Annotated in this window: 8 protein-coding genes and 1 pseudogene; all 9 read right to left on the reverse strand. The window is 68.5% G+C overall.

What is annotated here, in order from left to right:
- Positions 1 to 21: 21 nt before the first annotated feature.
- Positions 22 to 345, reverse strand: coding sequence for a DUF732 domain-containing protein (locus A5730_RS23740; RefSeq protein ID WP_067905882.1), 324 nt, complete (start codon positions 343 to 345; stop codon positions 22 to 24).
- Positions 346 to 392: 47 nt separating this feature from the next.
- The gene (locus A5730_RS23745; protein WP_067905883.1) at positions 393 to 1,805 is read right to left on the reverse strand and encodes a PPE family protein; all 1,413 of its coding nucleotides are present in this window, start codon (positions 1,803 to 1,805) and stop codon (positions 393 to 395) included.
- 64 nt (positions 1,806 to 1,869) lie between these two features.
- A complete protein-coding gene (locus A5730_RS23750) occupies positions 1,870 to 3,117 on the reverse strand; it encodes a PPE family protein (protein WP_067905884.1) in 1,248 nt (415 codons plus the stop codon).
- Between the two features lie 961 nt (positions 3,118 to 4,078).
- Complete coding sequence (gene eccA, locus A5730_RS23755; protein WP_067905885.1) at positions 4,079 to 5,911, reverse strand: type VII secretion AAA-ATPase EccA; 1,833 nt, start codon at positions 5,909 to 5,911, stop codon at positions 4,079 to 4,081.
- Positions 5,908 to 7,104 (reverse strand): type VII secretion protein EccE, encoded by a 1,197-nt coding sequence (gene eccE, locus A5730_RS23760; protein ID WP_067905886.1) that lies wholly within the window; start codon positions 7,102 to 7,104, stop codon positions 5,908 to 5,910. The genes eccA and eccE overlap by 4 nt, the downstream gene beginning before the upstream one ends.
- 18 nt (positions 7,105 to 7,122) lie before the next feature.
- Positions 7,123 to 8,940 (reverse strand): type VII secretion-associated serine protease mycosin, encoded by a 1,818-nt coding sequence (locus A5730_RS23765; protein WP_067905887.1) that lies wholly within the window; start codon positions 8,938 to 8,940, stop codon positions 7,123 to 7,125.
- A complete protein-coding gene (eccD, locus tag A5730_RS23770; RefSeq protein ID WP_067905888.1) occupies positions 8,918 to 10,429 on the reverse strand; it encodes a type VII secretion integral membrane protein EccD in 1,512 nt (503 codons plus the stop codon). Before eccD ends, A5730_RS23765 begins: the two co-directional genes overlap by 23 nt.
- 267 nt (positions 10,430 to 10,696) lie before the next feature.
- Positions 10,697 to 11,599 carry an ESX secretion-associated protein EspG gene (locus A5730_RS23775; RefSeq protein WP_067905889.1) on the reverse strand — a complete coding sequence of 301 codons (903 nt, stop codon included), beginning with the start codon at positions 11,597 to 11,599 and terminating at the stop codon, positions 10,697 to 10,699.
- A gap of 87 nt (positions 11,600 to 11,686) precedes the next feature.
- Positions 11,687 to 11,836 (reverse strand): annotated as a pseudogene (locus A5730_RS23780) (type VII secretion protein EsxI); the annotation flags it as partial.

Raw genomic sequence — 11,836 nt, forward strand, 5'->3', positions numbered from 1 at the left:
AGCCTGACTCGGGCCGGCCAATCAGGCCTTTGAGAGTTGATGCGGGCAGTAGTACTTCGCCGAGATCATGGCGAAGTTGGAGGCCATCTCCATGTCCATCCCCGGATTGTGCGTCTTCACGTCGTGGACCAGCTCGAGGCCCGACTCGCCGTTGTTCAGACACGAACACACGGCCCGGCCCGCCCCGACGGCCGCGTCCGGGCTGGCGAAGCCGAAGCCGGCCTGATGCAGGGCGGCGAGGAAGGCCCCGTCGTCCCCGTCGGGCACCGGCGGCGGGTCGGCGTGAGCCGGCGCCGCCAGACCGATCACGACGGGGGCGCTCAGTAGAACCAGTAACCGTTTCATCGCGCAACCTCCTTGGCTTAGCTGTTTGGTCCGAAACATGTTGACCCTCAGCCCAATTGGGCGTCAGCGGGCAGGACCTTGGATTTGTCACCCTTCTTCAGGTGGACCGCGTGAATGCCGGGTTTCTTCGCCAGCTGCTCGAGCAGGGCGTCCAAGCCTTCCTGGTCGACGTTGTGGTGCTGCACCGTTTCGGGCTTCTCCGATATCTGCGCGACCAGCCGCTTGAGTTGTTCCGGCGACTGCTTGTCTTTGAGGTCCTTGATCGGCTTCATCCGATTGCGCACGCTGGCCCCCACCACGGTGGGTCCGCCGGCGCCGAGGGCGCTGCCGAGCATCCCCGCCATGGCCATCGAACTGAACAGCCCGCCCTCGGCCAGACTGGCGGCCGGGACGGCCTCGGGCCCGGCGGCCGACAGCGCCGCGGCGACCGTCCTGATGGCCGGGGTGGCCGAGGCCCAGCTGGGCGGGACGGTGAGCTGCCCCACCAAGGTGCCACGCGCGAAGCCCGCCGCCGGACTGATCGCGTCGTACAGCGTGCCGCGGCCGAAGCCCAGCGCCCCGAGGCCGGCACCCAGCGCGTCCTTCGGCAACGCGCCGTAGGCGGCGGGTGGGGCGAACTTGAGCCACTGCGACAGGGGGAAGTTGATCAGCAACCCGACGTCGTTGAACTGGGTGGTCAGCCCCAACGGCACCTTGACGGCGTTGTACATGGCCGTGACCAAGGGGGTGCCGGCGGGCGTGGTGCCGAAGCCCTTCAAGAAGGTGGTGACCGCGGTGTTGTATTCGGTGGCGAGCTGCGACAGCCACGCCAGTATCGGGTTGCCCGGGCCCGCGGTCAGCGAGTTGGCCGTTGCGCTGATGGTCGACCCGACGCTGCCGGCCGACGTGCCCGCGGCTTGGCTCACCGCGGCCGATTGCATCGCCGGGCCCGCGCCGGTGGTGGTTTGCGGCGGGTCGTTGAACGGCGTGAACCGGGTGGCCACCTCCGACGAGCTGGCGTAGGTGTCCATCGCCACGGCGTCCTGGGCCCACATCTCGCCGTACTGGGTCTCGGTGGCCGCGATCGCCGCCGTGTTCTGCCCGAACAGGTTGGTCGCCATCAGCTGCGCCAACAGGGCCCGGTTTTCGGCGATCACCGGGGGCGGCACGTGGGCCGCGAGCGCCGTCTCGTAGGCGGCCGCCGCCGCGGCGGCCTGCGTCGCGGCCTCCTGGGCCTGGACGGCGGTCTGCTGCATCCAGGCCACGTAGGGGGCCGCCGCCGACGCCATGGCGATCGAGGACGGACCCACCCAGGGGCCGGTGGCCAGACTCGAGACCACCGAGGAGTAGGCGGTCGCCGCGGACTGCAGTTCGGTGGCCAGGTTCTCCCATGCCGTCGCCGCGGCCACCAACGACTCCGGCCCCGGACCGGCGTATATCCGGCCCGAGTTGAACTCCGGCGGGAAGGCTCCGTAAAACATCTCTATTCCCCTGTCCTTGGCGCCTGCGCGGACGGCGCTGGCCTCGGTGTGGTGGTCATCGCCGTCAGTCCTCGAGGGCCGGGATGACGATGATGGTGGCCGCGGCCGGATCGGCCTCGGCGACGGCACCGGCCAGCGCACTGGCCGTGGCCGCGGCGCCGCCCACGGAACGCGTCGCGCTGCTCGCGACGGCGCGGCCGAGCAGGCTCGACAGGCCCATCTGGCTGAACATGCCCTCCTCACCGGCCAGGGCGGCGGCCGGCGCGGCCGTCATGTCGGCGGGCAGCACCTGGGCGATCGTTCGGATCGCCGGAGCGGCTTCCGTCCAGCCCTGCGGCACCGACATGCCCCCGACCAGGGCCGCCTTGCCCATGGACCCCGACGCCGGCCCCACGGCGGAGCTGAGCATCGGCCGCACCGCGCTCGGGCCACTGGTCAAGGGGGCGAGCGCGCCGTTGATCGCCTTCGGGCCGGACAGGTAGGCGGCGGCGCCCTGGCCGTTCTGACCCCAGGCGTACGCCTGACCGAACGACAGGAACGGACCACCCGGGACGCTGCTCCACGATTGCGGGGAGTACGGGCCCGTCAGCACCGACCAGATGTTGTTCCAGTAGTCCAGGTTTTGTCCGATCCCCAGGCCCGTTCCCGTCGTCGGGGCGGTCGCCTGGACATTGCCGGCGTTGAGCATGGGTTGCATCGCGGTGCTCAGCTGCGCGGCGGTGTTGGAGCTCGACTGCGCGCCCGACTGGGTGACGGCGGCCGCCTGCATCGGACCGGCCGACTCGTTGGTGGTCTTCGGCGGCTCGGCGAACGGCGTCAGCTGCGATGCCGCCGCCGACGAGGCCGCGTAGCCATACATCGCGGCGGCGTCCTGGGCCCACATCTCCATGTATTGGGCTTCGGTGGCGGCGATCGCCGGTGTGTTCTGGCCCAGGAAGTTGGTGGCGATCAGCGCCGCGAGCAAAGCGCGATTGGCCGCGATCACCGGGGGCGGCACGGTGGCCGCGAACGCCGCCTCGTAGGCGCCCGCGGCCAGCTTGGCCTGGGTGCCGGCCTCCTCGGCCTGGGCGCCGGTGGCCTGCATCCATACCACGTACGGCGCCGCGGCGGCGGCCATCGCTATCGACGACGGACCCGTCCAGGGTCCCGTCGCCAGCGTCTCGATCGTCGAGTGGTACGACACCCCGGCCGCCTGCAACTCCGCGGCCAGTTCGTCCCAGGCCGCCGCAGCGGCCAGCAACGGGCCCGACCCCGCGCCCACGTACATCCGCCCCGAATTGATCTCCGGTGGAAGCGCTCCAAAATCCAGCATGTACTACCTCCGGTCCCGCAAGTGGCCGCCATGGTAGGCGCGGCTTTGCTGGGTCGGCCGTAACCGCGGCGCAGTTCTAAGGAAACGCATCGAATCCGCTACGCCGGCCATGGGTTCACTTCACACACTGCAGGCACAAGACCATTTCCTCCCTAGCTGAATTCCCCCGGCGAAGATTGGCGTCCGGAACGCCCAACCCATCGCTGCACCAATATAAGATCATCGTGACCGTAATGTATTCGCGCACCGTTCCGAGCGCGTAACATAATGTAAAAGGTCAATGACACGACGGTATTGGCGAGTGTGAGAACTTTGGTCCGTCCAGCTATTCGACCATATCGTAAAAACCCAGCTTGAGATAATTTTATGCAGCAGATAGCAACGGTAGTGAAAGGGTCCGCTACCGCTGTATTGGCAATATTCGCTTCACGAACCCGGCATTTTGCCGGCCTCGGTTGAATGTGATCTGGCTCCTATTTAGAACGCAATGTGCGTCAGCGGAAAAGGCCTCCTATTGACGTTCATAAGACAGCACGAGATAAACGCGCGACAATTCCACGAATTGTCAGTCACCCTGAACCGGCCAGCTCACAGCCGGCGTACCACCGAACCAATTGCCTCAAAGTCGCAGGCACTCACCTCGGCTGCTGGCCGACCGCGCTGTCGGCAGCACGTTGCTGGCGCCACCCGCTCGAACCGCCGCCGAGAGCGAAGCCGCCGGCCGCCGTCGCACCGCGAGCGAGTGATTTGCCCCGTCATTCCCTACTGTTCACCTACACGCAGGGTAAACGGGCTAGACTGCCGCACCGCTGACTAGCTGCTGGCAGTTTCCTGGGAGCGGTTCGGCGCCGCGGTTTTTCCGGAAGCGCCGGCCGATCGGCTCCGACGGTACGTGGGTCGCTCGGCGGCGAATGGTCCCCGAGGTCGCGTCATGGCCGCCGGCCACGGACGCGAGGGCGAGTTACGTCGTCTTCTTCTCGGCCACTGCCGCGCTGAGGCCCTCGGCGAGATCCTCGGCGGTCAGCTCCTTGAACCGCAAGAGTTGCCGCTCGCTGAATTCGGTGACGTCACTGGCCAATACCGCGTCCAGGTCTTCGTCGTCGAGGCGGAAACTGCGGTGATCGCGGGCCTTTTCCACCACGTTGCGCACGAAACCGGCGTTGCCCAGCGTGTCGATGCCGCGGATCAGGTCGCCGTCTTCGGAGTAGTTCTCGTCGAGATAAAACCTTGTGTAGGAAGGCAATAGGGAGTGGGCCGCTTCTTCGGTGATGACGTCCTCGTTCTCCTGGCCCATCAACCTGGTCAGCGCGACCAGCTCGTCCGGCGTGTAGCTGAAGAACTCGATCACGGTCGAAAACCGCCGTCGCAGACCTTGATTCACGTCGAGCATCTTTTCCATCGCTTTGGCGTATCCCGCGCCGAAGACCACGAGTTCGTCGCGGTGGTTCTCCATGTACAGCAGCAGCGTGTTGATGATCGCGTTCCCGTAGGGGTCGCCTTGCTGGTAGCCCTTCTCGTGCAAGGTGTGCATCTCGTCGAAGAAAACCGCCCCGCCCAGAGCTTCCTCGAGCATTTCCTCGGTGTTCTTCTCCGCGTCGGCCATGTAGCGGCCCAACAGCTTGGTGCGGCTGGTTTCCACGACCACCGGCTTGCGCAGCACGGTCAGGCCGCACAACTGCTTGCTGAACGCTCGCGCCACCGACGTCTTGCCGGTCCCGGGAGGCCCCAGCAGCAGGGTGTGGCGCGACGTCACGGGGACGGGAAGGCCCATCTTGGCGCGCGCCAGGTTCACCTTCGTCGTCGCCTTGATGAGCTTGATCTCCCGCTTGGCCCGCTCCATGCCCAGCATCGCGTTGAGCTCCGCGTCACCCTCGGCGAGATACCGTGCGGCCTCCTCGGCGTGGCGGGCGGCCTCCGTCTCGGCACGGCTCGGCGCGCTGTCCGCGTCCCACGGATCTTTGCGCGCCTCAATGGTTTCCGGGTCGGTCAGGACCAACCGATAGTTCGGGTTGTCCAGCGCTTCGCGGGCCGGGCTGAACTTGGGGTCCCGCGAATACACCCGGCGCAGCAGTTCGACGGCCTCGTCCTCGCGCCCCAGGTGCCGCAAGCACATCCCCTGGGTGTACAGGGCGATGTTGGCCGCCCCCGGCACCCGGTCGCCTTCGATGGCGTCCTGGCCGCGCCGAAGCGCCTCCTCGAAGACGCCCAGCGACGCCAGCGCCGTCGTCGCCATGGCCGCCCCCGCCGCCTTCAGTTCTGGCTGTCGCCAGACCTTGCCCTCCGGGAACTGGCTGAGCACGTCGGGCCACCGCCCGGTGCGGAAATACAGCACGCCGCGGACGTAGTCGACCAGTTCCTGCTCGAAGGGCTGGCGCGGTTCGACGCCGTCGAGCAGCTCCGCCGCCTCCTCGTAGCGTTTGGCCTCGGCGAGCACGGCGGCGTAAGCGCACGCCAGCGACTCCACGCTGGTGACGGCCAGCTGCAGGAACAACCCGTCGGAGACCTGGGGCCGGAAGTGCAGATCGGTGACGCCGAGCCGGCGGGTTTCCCACCCGAACGTGCGGATCGACGCCCAGGCGCCGGCCAGCACCTCGATGCTGCGCTCCCCCGCCAGCATGCGCGCCAGCCAGGCGTCGCACATCCCGGGATCGAGGTTGCTGGCCGTGGCGAACATCTGCGAGGCAACCTGCGGGTTGTGGCTCGGTTGCAGCCCGTTGACCGAAATGCCCGATGCCAACAGGCCGGCGACCATCGCGTTGCGGGCGCCCTCAGCGGTCGATTGCGGCCGGGTCATTGTGCCGCAGGCACGCCGGCCGGGCTCCCTCGCAGTTGATCGACCGACAGCGTGAGTTCGTCGTCGTCATGCAAGGCGCGGCTCGGCAGGGAAAGCGAGGCGTGCGTCGACGGGGCGGGCAGGCTGGCGCGGACCGCGGCCAACTGACGTCCGGTGAGGCGGTTGAGCCCGGCCGCCACGTCCCGGGGCAGCCGCTTCTCGGTGTGGTAGCGCACCCAGGCCGACACGTGTGGCCGGCCCGCTTGGGCGCTGAGCCGGACCGTCAGCACGGTGGCGACGGTGTCCGCCTCCCACAGCGCATCCAGCGTGTCCGTGGTGATGTCGGCGGGCGACACCCAGAAGCTGGTGGTGAACCCGTTGAAGTGCTTGAGGTGGCGCCAGCCGGGCCGGCTCCAGGTCGGCTCCAGGTCGGCGAGCACCGCACGGTCGACCTCGGTGAGCTCCTCGGCGGTCAACGGCTTTGCGGCACAGGTGAGCCCGTCGAGATCCTGCGCCAGCCGCTCGGTGGCCGCGACCAACGTCGAAGCCAGCGAATCGCGGACCGCGACCGCGGCGATGTTGAGCTGCGGGTTCATTCGCACCACCACCCAGGTGCGGCGAACGTAAGAGGTGGGCTCGCCGTTGGCGACCTCCCACTCCTCGGGGCCCCAGTCGTCGAGCTTCGAAAGCTCCGCCGCGTTGCCGCCCCGGCGCACCTTGACCGACACGATGTCGATGTCATCGAGGTGAATGTCGAACTGCTGCAACCCATCCGCCACGGCCTGCACCAGCAGCGCGGGCGACGACGTCCGGTGCCGGTGGCGCGACGAGGGGTCGTCGTCACCCCCGTTCACCGCGATCACCGAGACCAGTTGGCCCTCGTACTCGCGCACGCCGACCTTGTCGCGGCCGAACCGGCGCTGGTAGTCGACCGCGGGCGTGCAACCGGCGCCCAGCGCGGTGCCCGGATCGGCGGACCAATCCCACAGCCAGTGGCCCAAGGCCGACGTGAGCGTGATGCCGTGATAGGTGATCAGCGAGAAGAGGGCGACCAGCACCGCGAGGCCGACGCCCACCCAGAACGCGATGCGATAGGTGCCCTGCCAGGACTCCGGGCAGTGGCTGGCCACCACCATGATGGCGATGTCGACCAGGAACACCGCGGTGACCCGTGGCCACGACAACGACAACCCCAATTTTCGCTGAGCCTTCATGACTGTTGCTGCTCCGCCCTATTGCTGCTTCCGCGATCGCTTCATCAGCATCGCCGTACCAAACACGCCCCCACCGATCAGTAACGCCCCGAGCAAGCCTCCCGCGGCCACCCACACTGGCACCATATCCCGGTGCGGGACGGGTTTCGGTATGTTCAGCGGCGCTGAAAGTTGCTGCGGCGGCTTCAACGGACCTTCGGGTACATCCCACGTCAATGCGGCCACCGGGTCGACGATGCCGTGCCCGACCTGGTTGTCGACCCCGCGCGCAGGTGCCCGCGCGGTGCGGGTCAGCCGGTTGATCACCTGATAGGCCGAGAGCTGGGGGAACTTGGCGCGGACGAGCGCCGCGATACCGGACACGATCGCGGCCGAGAAGCTGGTGCCGGAAGGGACCAGCAGCGTGTTGTCCGGTCCGTCGATTGCGTTGATGACGCCGTCGTCGCGCGGGGACAGCCCGACGACGTCGGTGCCCGGCGCCGCGATGCCCACCCACGGGCCGGACACGCTCGTCGATCCCTGACCCTGGCCCCCGGTCTGCGGCCGGCCGTCCTCGTCGACCGCTCCCACCGTCAGGACGTAGTCGCTGAACCAGGACGGCGTCACGACGGTGGTGACCGAGTTCCAGTTACGAGGATCGTTGGGCTGCAACGGATCATGCGGCGGGTTCTGCTTGCAGTCCTTCTTGTTGGTGTCACCGGCCGCGGCCACGATGACGGCGTTCTTGTCGACCGCCGCGTAGCGGACCGCGGCACCCAGCGCCCGCTGGTCGACGATGTTGCGCGCGCTCATGCAGGTCACGTCCGAGATGTTGATGACCTGCGCGCCCATGTTGGCGGCGTGCACGATCGCCCGCGCCATCGTCTGCACGCCGTCGATCTTCGCCCGAGTCTGCGGGTCTTCGTCACCGGTGTAGGCGTCCTTGAGCCCGAAGGCCTGGCTGGACTGGCGGATCGCGATCAGGTCGACATCCGGTGCGACGCCGCTGAACGCGTCGGGCCCGGCCGACGGCGGGGCGGGCGGCGGCGGTGGGCCGGGGGGCGGGTCGAGCGGGCGTGGGTAGTCCACGCCGACCACATGCCCACCACCGGAGTAGCTCGGTATCGTCACCGTGCCGCCACCATGGTTGCTCGCAGGGGCCTGCGCCGGCCCCGGTGGCGGCCCGTTACCGGGCGGAGGCGCCGCCGGCGGCGCGGGCGGTGGCGCACCGAACGGTCCGGGGGCGGGCTGGTCCTGCGGCGGAGGCGGAACCATCGTCACGGTCTGCGGCAGGGGCGACAGCGTAACCGTTTGCGGCGGTGGCGCTTTCGGCGGCGGCTCGGTAGTGGGGATGGTGACGGGCCGGCGCGGTGCGGCGGGCGGCACCCCGGCGCCGTTGGCCGGCGCGGCTCCGATCATGGAGGCCACGATCGTGCCGTGCGCGTCGCAGTCCGACAGTCCGTCGCCGCCCATGATGTAATCCCCGCCGGGGATCAGGTGCGGGAAGCGCGGGTGTGGGCTGACGCCGGTGTCGATGACGGCCACCTTCACGCCGGCGCCGCGACCGAACTGCCATGCCTCCTGCAAGTTCAGCATGTCCATGTACTTCGGTTGCAGCCGGAAGTCGGTCCCGGGCAGGACGCCGACCTCGGTGCAGTACGTATTCTGCTTCATCGGCGCCGGCGGCCCCGGCGGACCGTCAGGCGGGACCGCGCCGGGATCGATCGTCGGCGGTGAGATCGCAGAGGCGGGCGGTAAGCCGGCCAATGCTCCTGAGGTGAGCAAGATTGCGGCGAGGGCCGCGGCGGACGCGCGCCCTCGCCACACCTTGCTACTACCGGTAGCGGATCGCTGCATAGACATTCATCAACCACAATGCCAGCGGGAAAATTGGCATGAGGCAGAGGTATTCGATCCATTCCACGAACTTGCGGAACAGCGGGCTGTAAATGGTGTTCGGCACCACGGCCGCGGCCGTGAGGCCCGCTGCCGGCAGCAGCACCAGGATCGCCGCACTGATCGACACCGCCAGGGGCGACTGCAATACGAGGGCGTACCGGGCCACCACGGCACCGACGATGAGGACCGCGGTGACGGCCAGGGTGATGGCCTGCCAGCGGTCGACGTACGAGCGCCCGCGCAGCATCAGGAAGCCGGCGCTGAAACCGGCCAGCAGGAGCGGCAGCCAACGCTGGCCGGTGTGCGGGTCCGACAACGCCGCCAGCGAGACGACCATCAACACGCCCAGGCCGATCAGCAGCCCGGTCAGGAAGGAGCGGGCGCGTTCGGCCTGCACCAAGACATCGCGGACCGACGCGGGTCCCTCGAGGACCGGCGGCCCTCCGTCGGAGCGGACCACGGTGGTCGGCAGGTCGGGCCGGGCCTCGAACACCCAGCGGCTGGTCGCCGAGGGGAACACCGGCAGCCGGATGCCGGCCAACCGGCGGGAGAGCGCCGGCGCCGTGTGATAGACCAGCACGCACACCAGCACAACGGTGGTCAGCAAGGTCACGGCGCTGGTCATCGCGACCATGCGGGCCAGGGCCGCGATCGCCGTGACGAGGCTGACGGTGACCAGCGCGGTGTAGAGCCCCAGCCGACGCCCGGTGAAGCGCAGGGCCAGCATCGCGGCGATGGTGAGCACGCCGAAGCCCAGCACCGCGTGTGGGGATCCCACGCCGCCGGGAGGCGCCGCGGCCGCGGCGACCGTGAGTGGCGCCAGGCCGCTCAGCAGCATGATGTCGGCGACGCGGCGGTCCTGGTCGGTGCGGGCCCGCATCAGGAGCAGCAAGGAAACGCCGAGCACCACCGCGGCGATCACCGCGGAGTACGCGGTGGGGAGCCAGGAGTTGTGGTGCCACCGGTACCAGAGCAGCAACCCCGAGGCGGCCGTCACGCCGGTCGCCACCATCGACGCGCCCACCTGCACCGCGACGACCGCCTCGATCGCGGCGAACCGCGTGCTCAGGTTCGCCGCGACCGCGGTGGAGATGTGCTCGATGACCTGCGAGCGATGCTCGGTGTCCTGGATGAACCGGATCCACAGCCGGTCGCCGTCGTAGACGTCTTGTTCGGTCAGGGACTGCGTGGCCCGCAGCGGGCTGCCGTCGACCAGGCACAGCGCCCACCTGCCGCGGCCGGTGGCCTCCAGGGGGCTCTCGCCGAGCTCCCTGAGCCGGCTGTTCACCACCTTGAGCAGCGGCTCGGTCATCACCGAGACGGGGGCGTTGGCATCCAGCAGGACGCCGATCTGTACGCCCGCCCCGGCCATAACGCCGACCACGACCGCCCGAGGCTGTGAAATTCCCTCAACGTCAGGCTGTAGCGCTTCAACTACCGCAGTCATCGCCGTGAACCCCTTACCGTCGTGAATGTGTAACCCCGCGCCGCCAGCCGGGCGGGGGTCTGCGCCGGCCCACCTTCGGGGGCGCTGCGGCCCCCAGGAAAGTGCAGCTCGACTATTCCGAATTCCATCTACCCCGCCTCGCGACTAAAAACTTTGGTGACAGTGGCTTGAGATTTGCTGAATCTCTTAGAGAAGTATGCCGTGTTGGCATCTCAACCGCATGTTGAGTGCAAAGGCATTGGTGAACTTTATGTTTCGTCGAGAAGGTCAGACCCGGCTATGGGTTTTCCACTCGCCGTACGGCAGCGTGTCCAGCACGGTCTTGACGCCCACCTGCACCAACTGGGGGGTCGCCGGGCAAATGGCCAGCCAGGCCTCCCCCGACCCCGCCGTCCGCGCCTGCTGGTAGAGCGCGATGCGGCCACCGGAACCGTCCTTGAGCGACAGGACCGACGCACTCGGCCCCTTCGCGTCGTCCCGGTATTGCCGCGCGTACACCGCGACCTCGGCCGCCGGATCCGAGAGCGCCTGACCCAGCGCGGCCACCGTGGCGGCGCTGATGCCCATCCGCCGCAGGTCACCGCCGGAAAACACGTTGAACCCCGACTCCTGCCAGGACTTCGTCGCTTCCAGCATCTCCTCCAGCGGCACGTTGACCGCGTTGATGGCCGCGGGCTCGGCGTGGTGGATCGACTCCAGGGCGTCCAATACCAGGGACGCGATCGAGGCGCTGTCCGCGATGGCGACGTCGTCGACGGTGATGTCCCCGCCCACCCGGACCGCGGAAACCCAGTGCTGGCCCCGGCGGGCCAGCACCACCCGGAACTCGTTGTCGGGGATGTCCCGCGAGCCGGGCGGCTGATTCTCGTCGTCGACGACGCCGTAGAGCAGCTTGCCCCTGGACAGCAGCGCGATGACCTCGAGGTCGGGTGCGGCCAGCACCCGCATCCGCGCGGCCACCTGCTCGTTCACCTGGTCGTTTTCGACGATGCCCTGCTCGCGCATCACGGCCATGCCGGGATGCTCGTTGAGCCAGTCGCTCGAGTCGGTGGAGACAAATGGCCGGCACCGCAGCTCCGGCGCGACGTGCCGAATGTCCAGGAGGGCCTGGAGCATCCAGAAACCATCGACGTTGACGGTGATGTCGGTGCGGGCGGTCTGTTGGTCCATCAGTACCTCAGGGAGTCAAAGTGCACGGTAACGGCAGGACGCGGCAGCACACCGACGGGTGGTGTGCTGCCGCGCCTGAAGTGCGGGTTAGGCCCAGCTGGACCCAACGGCGCTGTCGGTGCTGGCCATGTTGCTGCCGGCGCTCTGCACCTTCTGCCCATGGGCGTTGGCCTGCTCGTAGATCACCTGGAAGTTGCGACCCAACTGGGTGATGAACTCCTGGCAGGCCACCGAACC

The sequence above is a fragment of the Mycobacterium sp. ACS4054 genome (genome assembly GCF_001667275.1).
In the GTDB taxonomy this organism is placed as follows: Bacteria; Actinomycetota; Actinomycetes; order Mycobacteriales; family Mycobacteriaceae; genus Mycobacterium.

Coding starts and splice junctions, on each gene's coding strand:
- A5730_RS23740 (WP_067905882.1), bottom strand. CDS start 345: ATGAAACGGTTACTGGTTCTACTGAGCGCCCCCGTCGTGATCGGTCTG.
- A5730_RS23745 (WP_067905883.1), bottom strand. CDS start 1,805: ATGTTTTACGGAGCCTTCCCGCCGGAGTTCAACTCGGGCCGGATATAC.
- A5730_RS23750 (WP_067905884.1), bottom strand. CDS start 3,117: ATGCTGGATTTTGGAGCGCTTCCACCGGAGATCAATTCGGGGCGGATG.
- eccA (WP_067905885.1), bottom strand. CDS start 5,911: ATGACCCGGCCGCAATCGACCGCTGAGGGCGCCCGCAACGCGATGGTC.
- eccE (WP_067905886.1), bottom strand. CDS start 7,104: ATGAAGGCTCAGCGAAAATTGGGGTTGTCGTTGTCGTGGCCACGGGTC.
- A5730_RS23765 (WP_067905887.1), bottom strand. CDS start 8,940: ATGCAGCGATCCGCTACCGGTAGTAGCAAGGTGTGGCGAGGGCGCGCG.
- eccD (WP_067905888.1), bottom strand. CDS start 10,429: ATGACTGCGGTAGTTGAAGCGCTACAGCCTGACGTTGAGGGAATTTCA.
- A5730_RS23775 (WP_067905889.1), bottom strand. CDS start 11,599: ATGGACCAACAGACCGCCCGCACCGACATCACCGTCAACGTCGATGGT.